This window comes from Flavobacterium bizetiae (assembly GCF_902804475.1).
GTDB lineage: Bacteria > Bacteroidota > Bacteroidia > Flavobacteriales > Flavobacteriaceae > Flavobacterium > Flavobacterium bizetiae.
In genome coordinates this window covers 18,947-41,101 of sequence record NZ_CADCSU010000140.1, presented here as the reverse complement: position 1 = coordinate 41,101, position 22,155 = coordinate 18,947, and the positions used below count along the sequence as shown (strand labels likewise).

Annotated in this window: 15 protein-coding genes; 7 read left to right on the top strand and 8 right to left on the bottom strand. The window is 33.4% G+C overall.

The window, feature by feature from the left end; genetic code table 11:
• Nucleotides 1–99 precede the first annotated feature (99 nt).
• Nucleotides 100–483 (top strand): group III truncated hemoglobin, encoded by a 384-nt coding sequence (locus FLACOL7796_RS19280; protein WP_173972429.1) that lies wholly within the window; start codon nucleotides 100–102, stop codon nucleotides 481–483.
• 384 nt (nucleotides 484–867) lie between these two features.
• Nucleotides 868–2,625, top strand: coding sequence for an aromatic amino acid hydroxylase (locus FLACOL7796_RS19275; protein ID WP_173972428.1), 1,758 nt, complete (start codon nucleotides 868–870; stop codon nucleotides 2,623–2,625).
• Between the two features lie 302 nt (nucleotides 2,626–2,927).
• On the opposite strand, the gene FLACOL7796_RS19270 is transcribed toward FLACOL7796_RS19275, so the two are convergent.
• From FLACOL7796_RS19270 to FLACOL7796_RS19245, 6 genes are all read right to left on the bottom strand, one after another.
• The gene (locus FLACOL7796_RS19270) at nucleotides 2,928–3,557 is read right to left on the bottom strand and encodes a DUF4230 domain-containing protein (protein ID WP_173972427.1); all 630 of its coding nucleotides are present in this window, start codon (nucleotides 3,555–3,557) and stop codon (nucleotides 2,928–2,930) included.
• 212 nt (nucleotides 3,558–3,769) lie between these two features.
• The gene (gene tamL, locus FLACOL7796_RS19265) at nucleotides 3,770–6,088 is read right to left on the bottom strand and encodes a translocation and assembly module lipoprotein TamL (protein ID WP_173972426.1); all 2,319 of its coding nucleotides are present in this window, start codon (nucleotides 6,086–6,088) and stop codon (nucleotides 3,770–3,772) included.
• Complete coding sequence (locus tag FLACOL7796_RS19260; RefSeq protein ID WP_173972425.1) at nucleotides 6,072–11,162, bottom strand: translocation/assembly module TamB domain-containing protein; 5,091 nt, start codon at nucleotides 11,160–11,162, stop codon at nucleotides 6,072–6,074. Before FLACOL7796_RS19260 ends, tamL begins: the two co-directional genes overlap by 17 nt.
• A 218-nt stretch (nucleotides 11,163–11,380) precedes the next feature.
• Nucleotides 11,381–12,337 carry a GSCFA domain-containing protein gene (locus tag FLACOL7796_RS19255; protein ID WP_173972424.1) on the bottom strand — a complete coding sequence of 319 codons (957 nt, stop codon included), beginning with the start codon at nucleotides 12,335–12,337 and terminating at the stop codon, nucleotides 11,381–11,383.
• Between the two features lie 97 nt (nucleotides 12,338–12,434).
• Complete coding sequence (locus FLACOL7796_RS19250) at nucleotides 12,435–13,205, bottom strand: hypothetical protein (protein ID WP_173972423.1); 771 nt, start codon at nucleotides 13,203–13,205, stop codon at nucleotides 12,435–12,437.
• A 165-nt stretch (nucleotides 13,206–13,370) separates the two neighbouring features.
• Nucleotides 13,371–14,165 (bottom strand): hypothetical protein, encoded by a 795-nt coding sequence (locus tag FLACOL7796_RS19245; RefSeq protein ID WP_173972422.1) that lies wholly within the window; start codon nucleotides 14,163–14,165, stop codon nucleotides 13,371–13,373.
• Between the two features lie 148 nt (nucleotides 14,166–14,313).
• Between FLACOL7796_RS19245 and FLACOL7796_RS19240 the strand changes: the two genes are divergently transcribed.
• Nucleotides 14,314–16,059 (top strand): ABC transporter ATP-binding protein, encoded by a 1,746-nt coding sequence (locus tag FLACOL7796_RS19240; protein ID WP_173972421.1) that lies wholly within the window; start codon nucleotides 14,314–14,316, stop codon nucleotides 16,057–16,059.
• A 183-nt stretch (nucleotides 16,060–16,242) separates the two neighbouring features.
• On the opposite strand, the gene FLACOL7796_RS19235 is transcribed toward FLACOL7796_RS19240, so the two are convergent.
• Together FLACOL7796_RS19235 and alaS are read right to left on the bottom strand one after the other, a co-directional pair.
• Nucleotides 16,243–16,620, bottom strand: coding sequence for a GxxExxY protein (locus FLACOL7796_RS19235; protein ID WP_173972420.1), 378 nt, complete (start codon nucleotides 16,618–16,620; stop codon nucleotides 16,243–16,245).
• Nucleotides 16,621–16,753: 133 nt separating this feature from the next.
• Nucleotides 16,754–19,390 (bottom strand): alanine--tRNA ligase, encoded by a 2,637-nt coding sequence (gene alaS, locus FLACOL7796_RS19230; RefSeq protein ID WP_173972419.1) that lies wholly within the window; start codon nucleotides 19,388–19,390, stop codon nucleotides 16,754–16,756.
• 257 nt (nucleotides 19,391–19,647) lie between these two features.
• Between alaS and FLACOL7796_RS19225 the strand changes: the two genes are divergently transcribed.
• The 4 genes from FLACOL7796_RS19225 (at nucleotide 19,648) to FLACOL7796_RS19210 (ending at nucleotide 22,155) form a co-directional block, all read left to right on the top strand.
• Nucleotides 19,648–20,625: a peptidoglycan DD-metalloendopeptidase family protein gene (locus FLACOL7796_RS19225; RefSeq protein WP_173972418.1), complete on the top strand. Its 978-nt coding sequence runs from the start codon at nucleotides 19,648–19,650 to the stop codon at nucleotides 20,623–20,625.
• 47 nt (nucleotides 20,626–20,672) lie between these two features.
• Nucleotides 20,673–21,005, top strand: a complete 333-nt coding sequence (locus FLACOL7796_RS19220) for a MerR family transcriptional regulator (protein WP_055094707.1) — start codon at nucleotides 20,673–20,675, stop codon at nucleotides 21,003–21,005.
• Nucleotides 21,006–21,049: 44 nt separating this feature from the next.
• A complete protein-coding gene (locus tag FLACOL7796_RS19215) occupies nucleotides 21,050–21,631 on the top strand; it encodes a LemA family protein (RefSeq protein WP_074659903.1) in 582 nt (193 codons plus the stop codon).
• Nucleotides 21,632–21,717: 86 nt separating this feature from the next.
• On the top strand, nucleotides 21,718–22,155 hold the full coding sequence (locus FLACOL7796_RS19210; RefSeq protein WP_173972417.1) for a TPM domain-containing protein: 438 nt from the start codon (nucleotides 21,718–21,720) through the stop codon (nucleotides 22,153–22,155).

Here is a 22,155-nt window from a genome sequence, read left to right as displayed (position 1 = left end):
TGCTTACTTTGTATTAAATGAAGAATTTGAAAATGATAAATATCAATAAATAAAAAGGGCTTTAAGTTGTATTTTTGTAATTGATTTAATACTTAAAAAATGGCACTTCAGGATGTTTCTAACCTCGATGATATTAAACTTTTAGTAAATACTTTTTATGATAAAGTTCAAAAAGACGATTTGATTGGTCCAATCTTCAACGAAAAAATGTTAGGAAGATGGCCGGAGCATTTAGAAAAAATGTATCGATTTTGGCAAACTCTTCTTTTAGAAGAACATACGTATTCCGGAAGTCCTTTTCCGCCACACAAACATTTACCGGTAAATCAATTGCATTTTGATCGCTGGATGGAAATTTTTACTACAGTTGTTGATAGTTTGTTTGTGGGGAAATTAGCTGAAGAAGCTAAGGTTCGCGCTGCTAATATGGCGTATATGTTTAATTATAAGATTGAATATTTTAGAAATCCTGAGAATCATTAATTTTTTTCGCCACCACCCGAGCAATAGCGAACAGGCGAAGCAATTTCACTAATTACACTAATTTTCTGGAATGAATAAATTTGAATTTATAAATTATCACGAATTGTTCTTTAACAAAAATTCGTGAATTCGTGGCTAAAAAAACTTTATTTTAAAAACTGATGCCCTAGCCCTGATAGAAGCGGCATCCTTTTTCTGGCTTCTTTAGCCAGGAAAAGTTATAGCGGATAACAGGAAACAGCTCCTAATACTTAAACAAGCCCTCAAGACAAACTTCACGAAAAACGCAATAAAAATTCATTTCGAACAAAAAAATTATAAGGAATAGCAAAAAATAGCGGTCTTAATTCGTAATTTTACATTCTAATCTACAACGTTTTCGAAATGAATACAAGTATTGAAACAAACCCGTTATTAGAGCGATTGCCTAAACATTTAAAGCATTTTATTAAACCTCAGGATTATAGCGATTACACTCCTATAAATCAAGCGGTTTGGCGTTATGTCATGCGTAAAAATGTAGATTATTTATCGAAAGTTGCTCATAGTTCATATTTAGAAGGGTTGCGCAAAACAGGAATCGAAATTGATGCTATCCCGAGCATGTACGGAATGAATCGTATTCTAACTGAAATTGGCTGGGCTGCGGTTGCGGTTGACGGGTTTATTCCGCCAAATGCGTTTATGGAATTTCAGGCGTATAATGTTTTGGTTATCGCATCAGACATTCGCCAGTTAGAACATATTGAATATACGCCTGCTCCGGATATTATCCACGAAGGTGCCGGCCACGCTCCTATTATTGCGAATCCGGAATATGCGGAATATTTGCGTCGTTTTGGAGAAATTGGCTGCAAAGCGATTTCTTCTCATAAAGATTATCAGATGTATGAAGCGATTCGTCTGCTTTCGATTTTAAAGGAAGCCGAAGATACGCCTCAGGAAAAAATAGATGAAGCCGAAAAAGCGGTTGCAGATTTACAAAATAATATGGGGGAATTGTCTGAAATGGCCCAGATTCGAAACCTGCATTGGTGGACAGTTGAATACGGCTTGATTGGAACGGTTGAAAATCCTAAAATATATGGTGCCGGATTACTTTCGTCGATTGGTGAAAGTGCGTGGTGTATGACGGATAACGTGAAGAAAATTCCTTATGATATCTCGGCTGCCAACCAAAATTTTGATATTACACAATTACAACCTCAACTCTATGTTACGCCAAATTTCTCTTATTTAAGTTTGATTCTGGAGGAGTTTGCTAATAAAATGGCTTTACGTACAGGAGGACTTTCGGGGATTCAGAAACTGATTCATTCGAATGCTTTAGGAACAATTGAGTTGAGTACAGGTTTACAAATTTCGGGCGTTTTCACGAATGTTATCGAAGAAGAAGGAAAACCTGTTTACATACAAACCACAGGAAAAACGGCTTTATCGTACCGTGAAAAAGAATTGGTGGGTCACGGAACTTTGACTCATCCGGAAGGATTTGGAAGTCCGATTGGAAAACTGAAAGGCTTTAATTTAGCGATTGAAGACATGAGTCCGAAGGATTTACAGGCTTACAGCATTGTTGAAAATGAAACTGTAAAACTGGAGTTTGAAGGCAATATTATTGTAGAAGGTGAAATTATTACGGGATCCAGAAATTTGCACGGAGAAATTATCCTGATAAGTTTTAGAAATTGTACGGTAACGCATGGCGAAACGATTTTGTTTCAGCCAGAATGGGGAAATTATGATATGGCAATTGGTAAAAAAGTAGTTTCTGCTTTTTCCGGTCCAGCCGATGTCAATAGTTTTGACCTGATTAATAATGTTCCGAAAACCACTACTATAAAAGCTAAACATACCGACGAACGTGATGATCTTGAGGTTCTTTATCAGACGGTTCGTATGATTAGAGAAAACAAAGATTCGAAAGCTGAACTAAAATCTGTATTTGAAAAACTTCAAAAAAATCATGCTAATGACTGGTTGCTTTCTGTTGAAATTGCAGAGCTTTTGAAGGATTCGAATGAGGAGCAACTTTTGCAGGAAGTTTTGGTTTATCTTGATCAATTGAAAGTAAAACGTCCTGAAGTGGCGCATTTAATTGCCGGTGGTTTGGATTTGATTTTTGATAAGAAAGCTGTTTAAAGTATTGCCCGCGGATTTTACGGATTTAAACTGGTGAACGCGGGTTTTTTTTTAATCTCGTGAAGATTCACATCATTTTTGTCATTTCGACCGAAGGGAGAAATCACATTAGAAACTCCGCAAAGAAAGTCTTCAATCTTTGTCGATTTACGAGTGTGATTTCTCCCTTCGATCGAAATGACAAGATTATGGAAATCTTTATCAGATTATTTTTCAAATCCAAATTATAAAATCTTTTTAATCCTTTAATCTGTGGCAAAAAACCTTTGAACCTTTGCCACTATGAACCTTTGAACCTTTAATTACAATTTCAAATCCTCATTAAAATCCTTATCAGATTCGATTGTTTTTCCTTCGTATTGTAATTTCCAGCCCATTGAATTGGTTAGGATTAAAATCTTAGATAATTCGCTAATTAAACGGTTTTGTGCGTTGGTTTTTAGGGTCGATTTTTCGATTTTCTTGGCCAGATTGGCTTTTACCGATTTGTTGATTTTATTGTAATCATCACCCGTAAACGGATTCAGTTTGCTTTGTTCTACATCGTAAAACTGAATATCAGGATTGATTGTGATTTCTTCTTTTGGGATATTTAGAATGGTGATGGTTTTGTTTTTTTCATCGATGTCGTATTTCATTTTGTGCAAATCGTAGGCAACGGTAACATTTGCATTTACAACAACAAGGGCTTTCTTTTCAAAAGAAACCATATCCATTAGGTATTTCTGTTGGTTTTTATACGTAATGACTTCGGAGAAATGTCCTTCGGTTACCACCAATTTCCCAACGTTAAGGATTTGTTGCTGAATTAAATTGGTGTTATATTGAATATCTGACTCGCCTTCTTTCTTAAACTCACAATATTTGAAAGCCAGAACTATCACGAGTACAAGCGCAGCTAAAACTATTATTCTCTTTATTAAATTTTGCATTCTATTATTTTATTAGACCAATTTACTTCTTTTTTCAAGAGGTTAAAAGTTTTTTCGCTACGAATTATTTTTTTTCTGCCACGAATTTCACTAATTACACTAATCTCTACTTTGTGCTTTTTAACAATTTCACGAATTAAAAATTCGAAAAATAAAATTCAGACATTTCAAAAAATTGGTGTAATTCGTGTAATTCGTGGCAAAAAAACTTTTTAAAACGGATATCCAATCGCGATATTTAATATCAGATTATCTTTTCGCCATGATCCGCTTCCGAAATTAATATCATCAATTACCCAGCGTTGTCCATCGGGAAGAGATGGATTTCTAAGCGGGAAAGCAAAATCGGTTCTTAAAACTAAAAATGACAAATCGAAACGTAAACCTGCTCCGGCGCCTATTGCAATTTCTTTCATAAAATCTTTTGAAATTTCGGCTCCGGGTTTATCAGGATCGGCATGTAAAAGCCAAATATTTCCGGCATCTACAAACACGGCTCCTCTTACAATACTAAATAGTTTTGCTCTGTATTCTGTATTAAATTCCAATTTTAAATCTGCTGATTGATCAGGCGTATAATTGTTGTTTACTGTTGGCGGAATGACATAACTTCCGGGACCTAGAGTTCGGGCTCTAAAAGCCCGGATACTATTGGTTCCTCCTACTACGAATTGTTTCGATGTTGGCAGCGTTCTTGAATTTCCGTAAGCCAATCCTGCTCCTACAATTAATCTGCTGGCCAATTCGCTTTCTTTACCGAGTTTTAAATAATGCCTGAAATCAGATCTAATTTTTACATATTGACTAAACGGAACATCGAATATCGTTTTTACATCGTCTTTCTTATAACTTGCACCTGTAACCAATCCTGTAATATTTCCCGCCAAATCTAATTCACCATTAAAATAGAAAGTATTTTTTCGGCGTTTTTGCATCGTATTCGTATAAGTATAGCTATACGTTGGACCAAAAATCAGCTGTTTTTCAATTACTTTTCCCAGCGCAGGATCTTCTTCAATGTCTGCTAAATATTCCGGCGTAACATGATTTGGACTCACATACGTAACATCAATTACATTTAACTGATGTTCTTTCCTGATATTTTCTTTCCACAAATATCCAAAAGAGGTATTAAAGGAATTAAGCGCATACAATTGTGTTCTTTTTTGATACTCGTATCGCAAAGCTACTTTGGTTCTTGGCACGTACTCGCTATTTCCTTCAATATTAAACGGCGTTACAAATCTCGGCCAGGTTAAACTTGTTTCTGCTCCTAGTTTATAAATATTTTTTCCTTTATTAACACCGCCAAGCTGGAAATCGGCACCGCCAAAAACAGACACAGTAAATAATTCTGCGCCTTTTAGTAAGTTTCGATTATTCCAATTTAAGTTCAATTCTGTTCCAGTATAACTGGCTGAATTTGTTTTTCCCAGAACCTCAACCCTAATAAACTTTTTAGGTAAAAGCGTAAGATAGTAATACGAATCTAAAGTCTTCGGAATACTATCCGACGGTTTAAATTCATTTTTCACAAAACTAAAAGTCCCCAGATTTACGAAACGATTTAAGGTTAAGTTATGGTCTTTCCTGTTATACAAATCTCCTTTCTTAAAATAGATCGTTCGATCGTAAACTCTTGGTTTAAACGTCTCTGTTGTATCTATAATCGTGAAATCTTTGTATTGTGTTATATTTTTTTGCCTGTAAACGGCACTATCATTCGAAAGAGAATAATTAGGATAAACAAAAATTTTATTAATCTTATAGGCTGTAAGCGCTTTTGGCGGTGTATCTGGTTTTATTACCAACCTGATTTTTACTTCATGATCGCCTTTACTGCTGTCTACCTGAGCCAAAAGATAATCCGGATTAAAGTAGAAATAACCTTTCTCTTTCAGTCTTGCATCAATTCGTTCTCTTTCGGCTTTTATAACATCCAGATCATACGGTTTTCCAACTTTCAATAAACTTCTTCGGCTTGATCTTCCAATGATTCTGGACATGGCCAATGAATCATCAGGAAAAGTCACGCTTTTAATGATGTATTGTTTTTTGGGTATAACGGTATATTCTGCTGTAACTCGTTTATTTCGAACAGTAGAATCAGCACTGACACGGGTTTTAAAGTAACCTCGATTTTCGGTAAAATTGCGCAGTACAGAAGCATTATAATCTAAATCGACTTTACTAAAAAGTACTGGCGGTTCACCTACTTTATTACGAAGCCAATATCTTGTTCCTTTTTGTTTTTTAGGTTCGCCGGCCAAATTGTAAATCCATAATTTAGGACGTAATCCTAAAATTTGTTTGTTGGGTTTTGGGCGTAATAAGCCTTCTAATTCTGTTTCGAGTGCTTTTCTTTCTTTTTTCTTTATCAAAGAATCTTTCACTGTTACAGAACCTCCTGTGTAAAGCAAATCGCCTTCCGGCAAGTACTTCGTATTACTGCAGCCTAAAACAAAAAACAAGCAAAACAGTACAAAATACTTTATATACCAATTTTCTATATACTTATGTTTTTTGTTCATTGCCTTCAATTTGATTCTTTTTTAATTCTTTTTCTTCTTTCTCTTTTTGCTTTCTTTTTTCTTTACGGATTTTTTCTTCTCTTATCATTTCCTTTTCCTGCTCTGAACGATGAAAAAGCTCTCTGAATTTATTGTAACTCATGGTAATAATAAAAGCAACACCCGTTTCTACCACCTGACCTTCAACTGCTACCTGATATTGATTTTTTCTGTAGGCACGAACCATATAACGGCCGTCTTTTGTAAGCTGATAATCCAGCGCTACGTCTCCGGCAATATTGGTGCTTTCTTCGTTGGCGCGTTCTGCTCCTTCAACGCCAAAGCTGCTTCCTACGGTTACTTTCAATCTGTCATCAAGCAGTTTTTTAGAAACAGCAACATTCAAATCGGTTCTGTTTTGCATGGTTCCGGAAGTGTAATCTTCTGTAGATTCTAAATCAAAATTGACTTCAAATCCGGTGATTAATTCTCCTGCAAGATTGTTTAATTGCTGCGAAAGAATTTTACTCACACTTTGTCTGGCGATAGATTCTGCATTTGTACCGCCGCTTTCACTCGCAAACGGATTCTCGCCTACAAATCGGTTTAATAATAAAAGGGCAAAAACCTGTTTGTTTAATTCTGCCGGATCTTGTTCTAATTGTTTTAGTTTCGTTTGTGTTAAAGTCACAACATCCGAAGAAACATCGTAGTTACCATCGGGAAGTACAATGCCGAACGAAATATCCGGTTTCATTAATTCTCCGTTCATTTTCAATAAAGTCTGAAACGGAAGTTTTTGTTTGTATGTATTTCGTACAGCTGAATTGTCGCTTGGAAGCTGATTCCCCAATAAATCAATTGGCGCAGCATTTACTTTATAAATTGCTGTAATATTTAAATTTGCCATTGTTGGTTCGCCATTCCAGGTAATAAAACTTCCTTTCTGGATATCGAATTTTCTTTTGATTCCGTTAAAGTTCATCTCATAAGCACCATCAGAAAACTCATATTTACCTGTTAAAGTTGTTTTTCCTGATTTATCGATTCCTCCAACCAATTCAGCTTCACCTTTTAATTTTAAATAATCACCGTTTCCTTTGTCAATAATCAAAGTCAACTCAGCTTCTTTATCAATCGAAATGGCCACATTTACATCCATTCCTTTTACTTCAGACTGATCGAGTTTATTCTGTAAATCAACAGTTTGTTTCAAATACATATTATCTTCGTCGACAAACTCTACAATACCCTCACGATCTGCAATCGAAGGATCTGACTGTGGTAATACAACCGTAAATTTGGTTTCTTTATTTATTTTAATAGTTCCGTCGACAACCGGGCTATCCAGATTTCCTTTGATATTTAGTTTTGTATCCAGGAACATATCGCCATAGAATAAGTCATTATCGACTTCTTTAGAATGTATGGCTCTAAAATCATCAGCTGTAATTACTAAACCAAAATTATAGGCTTTGAAATCCGGAGATTGAATAGTTCCGTCAACCGATAATTCGTTGTCGTTTTCGTCATGAAGCGTAAACTTATCAAATGTGATTACATCATTATTAAAAGTGATTTTTTCCTGATCTGTTTTAAAAAATGAATTCAGTTGCGTGATTCTAAATCCTGTATCATTAAAATTTAATTCGCCTGAAACTTTTGGACTTGACGCATTGCCTACAATTTTGAAATTTCCGGATAAATACCCCGTTCCGTCTGTCACGTTCCCCATTGTAAAACCTTGGATACTTTTGACATACAGCTTACTTAAATCTAAATTGAAATCAAGATTTCCATCATCAATTTTATAATTTCCGGTCAGGTTTACTTCGTTTCCTTCTCCGGTCAATGCCACATTTGCATTCAGTAAATTATCGGTTTTATTATCAACTTTTATTTCTATATCTCCTACCGCTTGTCCCTGAAAAGCAAATTGCTCTATTTTTAAATCAGAAGTAAAAGTAGGTTTCGTCATTACATTTTCTGCAACCGCATTTCCGTTAATCAAACCTTGCATCAAAAGCTGGTCTTTTTTAACGATGTTCATAATCGTCTCGATTTTGAAGTTGACAAAATCAACTCGTAATGGCGCATTATCCTGATTTCCTTGTGACTGAATTTTTAATTCGTTTCCGGAATTGGCCAAATAAAATTTATTGATGTACAATCTTTTTCCTCCAAATTCGATTGCATTTTCAGGATCAATATCCCATTTATCATAATTCAGCACAAAGTTTTCTGCATCGATTTTAAAGATGTTTTTAGAATCTTCTGTTTTAAATTCTCCGGCAATAAAATATTGTTGTTTGTCTTTTACATCTTTCACTTCAAGTGCATACGTCAAAAGATTATTCTCGACTTTTCCGGATAGACTCGTAAACGGAATTTTTAAAGAACCGCTTTCAATCGTTGCCACAGAAACACTATATTCTAAAGCATTTTCTTTTCCTTCGATATTGATTTTTCCGTCAGAAATAGTATTCTCAGCGTAAACGATTCGCGGAATTGTTCCTTTTATTTCTAAAGAATCTGCGACGTTATTGTATTTTCCGGTAATATTAATAGGCTCTAAACCGGTTAATTTTGGAACCAATTTAAAAAGTATCGGGTCATTGTCGATCTTTAATGTAAAAGCCAAACGTTGTTCGTCTGATTCTCCATTTACTTTCGTATTTTTCAGATCGATATATTTTGATAATGATTTTTTAATCGCTGCAGTTAAGGTTGTTAGTTTGTATTTTCCGTCAACTTCTGCTTTTAAAAACTGAGACGAAATTTTGATATTATTTCGGTTATTATCCGCGAAAGCGATAACTCTTACCGAATCTAAAACGATTGGTTCTGCCGCTTGCAAAACCTGAATATTCGAAAGAAATACTTTTCCATTTAAAAAATCAGGATTACTATTGGCAACATCTGCATCGATATTTCCGCGTAATTTCATTGGCCCGGCGTGAAGATTCAGTTTTTCTAAATCGGCAATATCCAGGTTTAATTTTAATTTTATAGACGGATACTTTTCTTGTGTATTCCCGCTGGCCACCAAATCAAAATTTAAATTAGGATCGTTCATTCCTGATTTGACATCGAATGAACCGTTTGCGATATTTCCTTTTAAAGCTAAATCTTTATAGGTATATCGATTAAAAACGGCTTTCTGAACCAATCCGTCAAATTGAGCGCGAGCTGTTTTTGGGTCTAAACCATTTCCTTTTACTTTCGCTTTAAGCGTAATTTTTCCGATTGAATCGTTTTTGATTAATCGACCTAAATCAAAATCAAGCAAATAAACGGTTGCATCGTATTTCTCTTTTTTCTTAACGCGCTGATCGAATAAACCATCGACTTTGGCATTTCCGAAACTACTGTTTAAAGCCAGATTAGTTTTGAAATTCTGAACAGAACCTTTAAATTTTCCTTGCAAATTTAATTGAGAAGGCAACTGAATATTTTTTGGGATTGTTCCTGTTGGTACAAACGAATATATATCTTTTGATGTGCTCGAAACTTTCTTAATATCAAGATCATAATAAGCTTTTTGAGCATCCGGCAAACCGGTAATTTTCCCCGAAAGGGAAACTTTTGTAGTTCCTATTCCGCTCATTTCGAATTGCGGAATGTTAAGATCTTTTATTTTTCCGCTCAAGCGCGTATTCACATACAAAATCGCATTTGGATTGCTTTTAAAAGGATTTGTTTTTTGTAAATCGGGAACAAAAAGCAAAATATCTTTAAAACCAATTTTTGACTGATTTAGATTTGCATCTAAAGAAAGGTTTCCTAATTCTTTAGAAATTGTTGCGATCGAATTGTAGCTTACTTTTACTTTGTTTTGCAATAAAGTTTGCGGTGTTTTTAAATACAAATCGTTCAGATAGGCATTTTTTGGTCCGTAAAAGAAATTGGTTTTTAAAGACCGAATCTCTAATCCACTTTTTTCGTTTGCGATTAATGTTTTTATGTTTCCTGAAATCGTATCGTTTCCGTAATATAGTTGCTCTGCCTTAAAATTGAATTTATCCAAATCAAGATGACTGTAATCAATTCCTTTTAAAACGGGTTTCGATTGCATATCATCAAATTTGAAAGCGACATCTTGTATATCGACATCGTTTAGTTTTACTTTCCAACCTGCTTGTTTAATTGCGGTTGAATCTAAATTAGGCGTTTTAATTTCTTTGTCTTTTGCGCCTAATCGTAAATTTCCGCTTAGATTTTTTAGTTCGAAAGAATCGAAATCCAACAACTGATTGTTCAGATCTATTTTGTTTACCGATAAATTAAGATTGCCTAATTTAATTCCTGAATCAAGTTTGGAATCTTTATTATCATAAGCAATATCAATTTTAGACAAACTGATTTTGCCTAAGTTCAAGTTGAAATCATTTCTTTTCGAAATGGTATCAACAGTTTTTACAGATACTTCGGCAATTTTCTCGACAACATCCTGATCTAAAACTAATTTCAATCCATTTAGATTGATATTTGGAATGTCGAATTTCATTTTATCCAAATCGAATTCTTTGAATTTGGTATCGAAATGCGTAAGGTTTACTTTGATGTCATTCTTAGAAAAATCGTCTTTGAAGTTGAATTTGATATTATCCAGATTTACTTTTACAACTGAAATTGTAAATGGTTTCGCATTTGGATCTTCAACTTTTGGTTCTTTTGATTCGAAGGCTTTTATGATATAATCAAAATTGAATGCGCCGTTTTTATTTCTGGAAATATTTGCCGTAACATTTTCCAGCGAAACTGAATTGATTTCTAATTCGCTGCTTACTAATTTAAACAAGTCTACATCGACTTCTAATCGTTTACCTGCCAGTAAAGTATCTTTTTTTTGATCTTCAAAATAGAAACCTTCCAGCACTACATCTTTAGGAAATTTGATCGAAATATGATCTAATGAAACTTTGGTTTTTATTTTCCCCTGCAGGTAAGTAATGGCTTTGTCCTTGGCAAAATTCTGAATAGAGGGAACCTGAATTAAAACAATTAAAAGCAATAAAAGTGCAATGATAGAAACCACGCACCATAGTAGTATACGTAGTGTTTTTTTAAGAAAATGAATGGGCTTCTTATTCATAAGTCAATAAAACACGATTAGATTAAAGTTGCGTTATTATAAAGCTGTATTTATACAGTTTACAAAATTGGGAATTTTAAACTTTAACAATTTACATAATTACGCGCAATTATTCTAGAATTTTACTGAGAAATAATTATTTTCTTACTTTTAATTTACTGTGAAGGCATAAAGACACTCAGTTTTTCAATTTCTGAACTCTGTATTAAACAATGTAACTAAAATTTAATGTGCGTCCACTTTTCTTGTATCGCACTTATTTTTTGCTGAAGTTTAGCTAAGAATTTCTGATGTTGGTCTGATTCAGGATTAAAGCTTCTATGACGCAGGCTTTTTTGAATTTCTGAAACTTCCTGAAGAGTTGAAACACTTTCTTCTGAAATATAGTTTTCACTGAATTTGTGCCAGATATAATCAATCGCTACCTGATTGGGATGCAACATATCTTCGGCATAAAAACGATAATCGCGAAGTTCGTCCATCATGATTTCATACGAAGGGAAATATTCTAATTTTAAATTGTTGATATTAGATTTTAGATTGAAATGAACCGCTGCAAATAAATGCGATTTACTCAATTGATTTTCTGCAAAACCATCTTTGATATGGCGTACGGGAGAAACGGTAAAAATAAAGTTGATGTCCGGATTTAAAACCTGAATTAACTCAATAGTATTTTGAATACTTTTCTGGATTACTTCAATGGGCAATAGTTCTTTTGAAAATTGTTTTTGAGGTACTTTATGGCAATTGGCCACGATCTCATCACTTTCTAAATTTCGGTAAATCCAGGAAGTTCCGTAAGTAATAATAATGTGTGTGGCTTCTTTTAATTTTTTATTGGTTTCTGAAATGGCTTTATTCAAAGTTTCCAGTAATTCCTGCCGATCTGAATTGCTTAAATCAGAGTGTACTTCATAACTGTGCCAACGTTCGTTATAAAAGAAAACATCTTTCTCTGTATAAAATTCCTCCCTAACTATTCGGTTAATTATTTTCTCGATAGAAACGGGATTAAAAATAATCCCAAACGGATTGGTAACATTCTGAAATTTAAAATAATCAAATTTCTCTGCCATATTTTCGGCAAAACAAGAACCAAGAGAAATCACTTTCGAATTATAATCGATCGGATTATTCGATTTAGAAATTGGTATTTGGGTTCTGAATTGCATGGCTTTTTATTTTAAATACGAATTTCACCAATTTTCACCAATAAAAAAACCAAATACAGAAGTATTTGGTTTTTGGTGAAGTTTAAACTTATAACGCTTAATAAGTGTATTCTGTTATTTCATCACTTTCAGAATCATCTGTTTGGGTTTGTTTTGTTGGGTATGCTTTATCATTGTATTCATAAACACTATTAAAAATATTAGTTGTAACATTCCCCTCGCGAGTATAAACAGTAGTTAGTTTTGTTACATTATTTAAACTAGCACTTGTTTCATGGTCAATAAGTAAATTAAATCCTAAAATATTTTTGAAAGGATTGTTTTTAGCATCATATTCATATGTTTTAGTGTAGCTATACGATTCAAAATTTTCTACTTTACTTGTAAGGTTACCATTTACATAGGTCAAAATTCCTTCAGACCTTTTTGTTTCTACTTTTGTAGTCGGATCAACAGAATAATTTATAAAAGATATTGTTCCGTTTGCATTGTACGTATAAACTCTTTTAGAAATATAGGTTACAGTAGGCGCTATTTCTGTCAATACATCTATTTTTAATTTCCCGTTTTCATAGGTAATTTCATTTCTGGAACTAATATTCCCTTCTTCTGCAAAATCTTCGATTTTTGTTATAAAATTTCCAGTATAGGTGTATATTTCTTTATCACTCTCTGTATAGGCGGCACTTACTATTTTATTTCCGTCATAGGTCATGGTTGCAAAATCATTATCTCCCGGAGAGTCAGAATATTTATAACTAACAGTTTTAGGCAGAACGGCATTTGCTTCGTTTTCAGAACTCCCTTCACTAGAACAAGAAGCAAGTGTAAAAGCAGCAACTACAAAAAGGAATAATTGTTTTTTCATTTTTTAGAGGTTAAGTATTAATAATTGAAGGCAAATATAATGGATAGTATATTTAAATTGATAAGAATTTTCAACAAAATAAATGATAGTGAATTTGATATTTTGCCCATAAAAAAAACCAAATACAGAAGCATTTGGTTTTATATTGTTATTTGAATTTTAAAACTAGTACGTATATTCTATTTCGTATTCTATTGATTTACCTCCTCCATCGAATGAAGTCCTTCTTAAAGGATAACCATTCTCATTGTAAGTATAGCTTGTTAAATACGTCGCCACTTTTGTATCCTCAGAAGATGTTACGGTTGTTTTTAAAATATTATTTTTTCCAAAATAGCTCACTTCATTGAATAGCAGATCGAAACCTAAAATACTTTTAAGGGGATTATTTTTAGTGTCATATTCAAAAACCAATGTAGTTGTTACTGATTTAAATGTTTGCTCCTCTTTTACCAGATTACCATCTTTATAAGTCAGAGTACCTACGCTGGTTTGAATTTCTAATTCCGTTTTAGCATTAATCGAATAGTTTATATATGAAATTTGTCCATTCGAATTATGTGTATAGACCGTTTTTATAATATATTCTCCATTAGGATATTCTTTACTAAAAAGTATTCTATGAATTCGGGTTTTTAATTTTCCATTTTCATAACTATATTCAACTACTTTATCCGGAGTTTTATTTCCCTTTTCATCTATATCAAACACTTCTTGTTTTGTTATGATGTTACCGTTGTAGGTAAATATTGTTTTTGAATCAGAGTCGGTTATATCTACAATTTTCTTACCATCCAACTTAAGCGTGCTGGTAGTATTGGTTCCTAAAGATGGATTAGGATACAGGTATGAAACTGTTTTAGGAAAAACAAGATTCTCCTCTGAAGGAGTATCATCATCACTCGAACAGGATATTAATAAGAAAGTAAAGGCTCCAAAAAGAAGTAAAAGTTTTTTCATGCGGGTGTTTTTTTGTGGTGGCAAATTTAGATTAAAATAAAAAACAAAAAGTTTAAAATAATTAACATTTTTAATAACATAAATCAACTTCACAAACTCAAACTATTCACTACTTTTGCATCTTCTATTTTTTTAACATTCTCTCTATATGAAATTATTATATTCTTATATAATCAAACACAAATTGCTATTGCTTTTTGCGTTGATTATGGCCTCTATAAACATTTGTTTCAGTTTATCAGACTCTATTATTACCGGTAAATTAATGCAGGATTGCGGTGTTGGCCTACACAAATACGAAGGAAATGAAATTGGTTTTATAAAATCTTTATCCTTCTGGCTTGGTCTTTCTCTTGGTGCTGCAATGATTTCCAGAATTACCAAAAACTTTCAGGATTATTTTACTAATGTGGTAATTCAGCGAACCGGAGCTCAGATGTATACTGACGGAATCAAAAAATCTCTTGATTTACCTTATGCAGAATTCGAAGATCAACGAAGTGGTGAAACTTTAAGTAAATTAACCAAAGTTCGATCTGATTCTGAAAAACTGATTACGCTTTCGATCTCTTTGATTTTTCAAACTATCATCGGATTTATATTTGTAATTGTGTACGTGGCCCGAATCGATTATCGTATTTCGATTATCTTTTTGATTACGGCTCCAATTATCGCATTAATCAGTTCGTATTTAGGAAAAAAAATAAAGATTGTTTCCCGAAAAATTGTGAATCAGACCAATGCTTTGGCAGGTTCTACAACCGAAAGTTTGAGAAATATCGAATTGGTAAAAAGTCTTGGATTAACGTATCAGGAAGAAAAACGTCTGAACTTAAATACGTTTAAAATCCTTCAACTTGAACTGGAAAAAATCCGTTTTATCAGAAGTTTGAGTTTTATTCAGGGAACAACGGTTCACTTTTTAAGAACTTGCGTGGTCTTTACTTTATACTATTTCTTGTTTGGAAATAAAATTATTGTAGGCGATCTGTTAACGATGGTTTTCTTTACTTTCTTCATTTTTGGACCTTTGCAGGAATTAGGAAATTTTATCATTGCCTTAAATGAAACTAAGGTTTCTATGGAGAATTTCAAAACTTTATTAAGTGCTCCAAAAGAATTTCGTCCGAAGAATCCAAAACATGTTGGAGCCATTCAGTCTTTATTATTTTCGAATGTGAGTTTTCAGCATAAAACGGCTAAATTTAAAGCCGTTGAAAATATTAATTTTGAAATTAAACAAGGTGAAACCGTTGCTTTTGTTGGCCCGTCAGGATCCGGAAAAACAACTTTGGTTAAATTATTAGTAGGATTATATACTCCCGCCGAAGGTCAGGTACTTTATAATGAAATTGATTCTACCGAAATTGATTTACTTGATCTAAGAAAACAATTAGGATTCGTTACTCAAGATGCTCAATTATTCTCCGGAACCATTCGTGAAAACTTATTGTTCGTGCGACCTAATGCAACCGATGAAGATTTATATGATGCATTAAAACGTGCCAGCTGTGAAAAATTGCTACAACGTGCCGAAGATGGTTTAAACACTACAATTGGTGAAGGCGGAATTAAAGTTTCGGGTGGAGAGAAACAGCGTTTATCTATCGCTCGTGCTATTTTAAGAAATCCAAATTTATTGATTTTTGATGAAGCAACTTCTGCCTTGGATTCGATTACCGAAGAAGAAATTAATGCTACAATAAGAAACATATCCGACCAAAACAGAATCACGGTTTTAATCGCACACAGATTATCTACCGTAATGCATGCTGATAAAATATTTGTACTTGAACAGGGTAAAATTATTGAATCAGGTAAACATGACGATTTGATTGTCGAGAAAGGTTTGTATTACGCTATGTGGCGTCAGCAAATTGGGGAAAGAAAGTGATTTTTTTAATCGCGCAAAGACGCAGAGCCGCAAAGTTTTTTTTTAAGCTTTGCGGCTTTTCTTTTTTTATTGAATAAACTTTTATCTCAATCTAAATGTGAAGAAAAAATTACGCAAAGCCTCAGAGTCGCAAAGTTTTTGTCTCAACTCCAAGATCTTGTGCTAGTTTTTTTATTGATTAATCTAAAGATTATTGACAATTCTTGTAATACCGAACTTAATCAAAGGAACATTAAAATTTATCAACAAACCTAATTTCATTTTTGTAATTTTCAAATATGTCATAATTTGTTTTGCATGAACTTCTGTTATTTTTTCAATTGATTTAATTTCTAAAATCAATTTATTCTCGATTATTAAATCAGTTCGAAAACCAATATCAAGTTTAATTTCATCCCAAATAACTGGAATTGCTTTTTGTCTTTCTACAAATAATCCTTTTTTAGTTAATTCGTGATATAAAATTGATTCATAAACCGATTCTAACAAGCCAGGCCCAAGTTTTACATGCATTTTGTAACAGATATCGACTACGATACCTGAAATTTCGTTTTCAGTCATACTTAAAAATAAAGTATAAACTTACAAATTTAATTTCTCTAAAATAAAAAAGTCGCAAAGTCTTTAAAAAAACTTTGCGACTCTGCGTCTTTGCGCGAAATATAAAATAACGTTTTACAAATTTCTTAAACCGTTACTTTACAAAATCAACTGCGTGTGCTAAAGCCTCAGCGATTCCAGCAGCATTTTTACCTTTTCCGGATGCGAAGAAAGGTTGCCCTCCTCCGTTTCCTTCAATATATTTTCCTAATTCTTTAATAACTGCATTTGCATTTAAGCTTTTGCTTGCTACTAATTCTTTAGCGATATAACAGTGAATATTTGGTAAACCATCTTCTACAGAAGCTAAAAACACAAACGAATCTGGTTTCGAACTTCCTAAAGCAGAAGCCAGCTCTTTTGTTGATGCCATGCTTAAATCTACTTGTTTTGCAAGGAAATTTACTCCGTTTACTTCCTGAAAATCTTTCTCTAATTCAGATTTTAAAGCGTTTACTTTTTCTTTTAGTAATTGTTCGATTTGCTTTTTCAATTTAGCATTATCATCTTGAAGTGAAGCCACAGATTTTAAAATATCCTGAGGATTTTTTAATGTTTCTTTGATTTCAGATAAAGTATTCTCCTGATTTTTATAAAAATCCTTTACTGCATCACCTGTAATTGCTTCAATACGACGAATTCCAGCTGCTACTGCACCTTCAGAAATGATTTTAAAATGCCAGATTTCTGCTGTGTTTTTCACGTGAATTCCACCACAAAGTTCTTTACTATCACCAAATTCAATCATACGAACATTATCTCCGTATTTCTCTCCAAATAAAGCCATTGCACCTTTATCTAATGCTTCTTTAATCGGGATATTTCTGTGTTCTACTAATTGTAGTTGTGCTTCGATTTGTGCATTTACACTTGCTTCAACCTGACGTAATTCTTCCTCTGAAACTTTAGAAAAATGCGAAAAGTCAAAACGTAAATAATTTGGATTTACCAATGAACCTTTTTGCTCTACGTGAGTTCCAAGAAGGTTTCTTAAAGCCAGATGCATTAAATGCGTAGCAGAGTGATTTTTTGAAGTTGCACCTCTTAAATCTGTATTTACTTTTGCTACAAAACCAGCTTCAATATTTTCCGGCAATTGTTTTGCAAAATGCAAAATCAAATTATTTTCTTTCTTTGTATCAATAATTTCGATTGTTTCGTTTGCCGAAACTAAAGTTCCTTTATCTCCAACTTGTCCTCCACCTTCCGGATAAAATGGTGTATTATCTAAAACGATTTGGTATAAGATTCCGTCTTTCTTAGAATCAACTTTACGAATTCTGGTAATTTTTACCTCATTCTCTACCTGATCGTAACCAACGAAAGTTTCTACGTTTCCAGGAATCAAAACTGACCAGTCTTCTGTTGAAACTTCTGATGCTGCACGTGAACGATTTTTTTGTTCCTGCATCGACGCATCAAATTCAGCTTCGTTAAAAGACATTCCTTTTTCTTTTAAAATTAAAGCAGTTAAATCTTTCGGGAAACCAAAAGTATCGTACAATTCGAATGCTTTTGCTCCGGAAACTTCTAAACCTTTAGTTTGTGCAATTACATTGTCTAACAATTGTAATCCCTGATCAAGAGTTCTTAAAAAAGAAGCTTCTTCTTCGCGAATTACATTCGTAACCAATTGTTGTTGCGATTTGATTTCCGGGAAAAATTCCCCCATTTGATTCGCTAAAACTTCAACCAATTTATTGATAAAAGGTTCTTTTGTACCTAAGAAAGTAAATCCGTAACGAATTGCACGACGTAAAATTCTACGAATTACATAACCAGCTCCCGTATTTGATGGTAATTGTCCGTCGGCAATTGCAAAAGCAACAGCACGTACGTGATCTACTACAACGCGAATCGCAATATTGGTTTTATTTTGTTCTTCTGAGATATTTTTTACTTCGTCAGATGTATATTTTAAACCTGTAATTTGTTCTACTTTCTCGATAAGCGGCGTAAAAACATCCGTATCATAATTAGATGTTTTTCCTTGCAAAGCCATACACAAACGCTCAAATCCCATTCCGGTATCTACGTGTTGTGCAGGAAGTTTTTCTAAAGATCCATCTGCTTTACGGTTGAATTCCATGAATACATTATTCCAGATTTCAACTACTTGCGGGTGATCATTATTTACTAAACTTTTTCCTGAAACTAATGCTTTTTCTTCTTCTGAACGTAAATCAACGTGAATTTCAGAACAAGGTCCGCATGGTCCCTGATCTCCCATTTCCCAGAAATTATCTTTTTTATTTCCAAGAATAATTCGGTCTTCATCGATTAATGTTTTCCAGATATCCCAAGCTTCCTGATCAAAAGGAACATTATCTTCTTTGCTTCCTTCAAAAACAGAAACATATAGATTTTCTTTTGGAATTTTATAAACTTCTGTCAATAAAGTCCAAGCCCAGTTGATAGCTTCTTTTTTGAAATAATCGCCAAAAGACCAGTTACCTAACATTTCGAACATGGTATGGTGATACGTATCAAAACCTACATCTTCAAGATCATTATGTTTTCCTGAAACACGAAGACATTTTTGCGTATCGGCTATTCTTTTGCTTTTTGGTGTTCCGTTTCCTAAAAAATATTCTTTAAACTGGGCCATTCCCGAGTTGTTGAACATTAAGGTTGGATCATCTTTAAGTACAATAGGAGCCGACGGAACGATTAAGTGCCCGTTGCTTTTAAAAAAATCTAAAAATTGTTTACGTACGTCTTGTGATTTCATGTTTATTAATGAGATAATTTGAAAATGTGTCAATAAATAAATGTGCCAATTTGATAATGTGACAATTAGATAATTTTAAACTCAAAATTCATAGCTCAAAACAATAAACTACCCAATTAATACATTATCTAATTATCAAATTGACTCAATTATCTAATTATTTTATTCTTGAAAAAAAGCTTCGAACAACTGAAACATTTATTAAATTTGTTCGACTAACTTATTTTACAAGCTGCAAAAATAGGGTATTTTAAAATATGGCGAAAGTAAAATATTATTACGACTCAGAAAATCTGGCTTATACGAAAATAAAAACCAGAAAAAGAATCAAAATCGGTTACGCATTACTGTTTTTGCTGGCTTCGGCATTATTTGTTTTTTTAGTTTTTGTACTATTAATTAACACTCCTTATTTCGAAACCCCAAAAGATCGCTTACAAGCACGTGAGATTGAAAATTTGAAATTGCAATATGCCATTTTAAACAAAAAAATGGATGAAATTGATGATGTAACCGAGGCATTAGAAAACAGGGACAACAATATATACAGGGTTTATTTTAATAAAACTGAAATTCCGGATTCGATCAGAAAAGCAGGTTTTAGAGATCCTAAACGCTATAAAGATTTAGAAGGTTACAACAATTCGCAATTGGTATTAAACACCACAAAACGAATTGACAGATTATCGAAAGAATTGGCTATTCAGTCTAAATCATTAGATGAAATTTTGAAACTGGCGAGTACAAAAGGAAATTTGTTACTGGCAATTCCTGCCATTCAGCCTGTCAGGAATGAAAATTTAAAACGAATGGCTTCGGGTTTCGGATATAGAACTGACCCTTTCACGAAAGTGCGAAAAATGCATAACGGAATGGATTTCACGGCCAATACAGGTTCTCCGGTTTATGCCACAGGCGATGGTGTTGTAGAAAGAGCTGATGCCTCTGCCTCGGGATTTGGAAATCATGTTGTGATCAGGCATGGTTTTGGATACGAAAGTTTGTATGCGCATTTAAGCAAATACAATTGCAGAGCCGGACAACACGTAAAACGAGGAGATGTTATTGGATACGTAGGAAGCACAGGAAGATCTGAAGGGCCACATTGTCATTATGAAGTACATAAAGACGGAAAAGTCGTGAATCCTTTGAATTTTTATTACGGGAATATTTCGGCTGCAGAATACGTTGCTATTTCGCAAATGGCCAACCAGGAAAACCAGTCATTAGATTAATCCTCCAAAAAGTAGTATTTTTGGATAAAATAGAAAATTAAAAAAACATGCATATTGAGCTTTCAAAAGATAAAAGGTATTATAGCATTGGCGAAGTTGCCAAAGCTTTTAATGTCAATGCATCATTGATTCGGTTTTGGGATAGCGAATTTGACATTTTGAAACCTAAAAAAAATGCCAAGGGCAACAGAATGTTTACGCCCGAGGATATCACCAATCTGCAATTAATATATCATTTAGTTAAAGAAAGAGGTTTTACTCTTGATGGCGCAAGAACCCATTTGAAAGAGGGTCAGAAGAAAACATTAGATAAATTCGAAATAATACGTAAATTAGAGACCATAAAAACGCAATTGAACGAAATTAAAAACGAATTATAGTATATTTATTAAAAAATTAGAAACAAACTTAAATTAAAACGGATATGAAAAAATGGTTAATCCCTGTAGGAATCATAGTAGTATTAATCGCTATTATTGCTTTTTGGTCAATTGGAATTAAAAATACTGGTTTGCAAAAAAATCAGGCTGTTAATAAAGAATGGGGAAATGTGAGTACTACTTACCAAAGAAGAAATGACCTTATTGGAAACTTAGTAAATACTGTAAAAGGTGCTGCAGATTTCGAAAAATCAACATTAACCGCTGTAATTGAAGCTCGTGCAAAAGCTACTTCAGTAACTATTGATCCAAGTAATGTAACTCCTGAGCAATTAGCGCAATACAACCAGGCACAAAGTGGTGTATCTTCATCTTTGTCTAGATTGTTAGTTTCTGTTGAACAATATCCAACATTAAAAGCAAACGAAAATTTCTTGAAATTACAAGACGAACTGGCTAGTACAGAAAACCAAATTTTAACAGCAAGAACTCGTTTTAACGAAGCTGTACAAGATTATAATGGTTACGTTCTTGCAATTCCAAATAGCTGGTTTTTAAGCTACAAAGAAAAACCATATTTTGAAGCTGTTGCAGGTGCCGATAAACCAGTTGAAGTAAAATTCTAAAGATTTAATATTTTTGATTAACGATTTTAGATTTCAGATTTAATCTGCAATCTAAAATCTACAATCTAAACTCTAAAATAATTTCGATGTCAAAAGTAGAAGAATTTTTATCCAAAGAAGAAGAACAAGATATTGTTGAAGCTATTCGCGTGGCCGAAAAAAATACTTCTGGCGAAATTAGAGTACATATAGAACAAACTACTTCTAAAGTTCCTTTTGACAGGGCTTTAGAAGTTTTTCATGAATTAAAAATGAATGAAACCCAGCAAAAAAACGGGGTTTTATTTTACTTCGCCGTAGCAGACAAAACTTTTGCAATTTGCGGAGACAAGGGTATCAATGATCTTGTTGCATCAGATTTTTGGGATTGTACCAAAGAGGCCATGATTACCCAATTTAAGTCAGGAAACTTTAAACAAGGTATTGTTGACGGCATTTTGAATGCGGGTGAACAATTAAAAAAATACTTTCCGTGGTTTGAAGGTGACACTAACGAATTATCAAACGAAATCTCAAAAGGATAA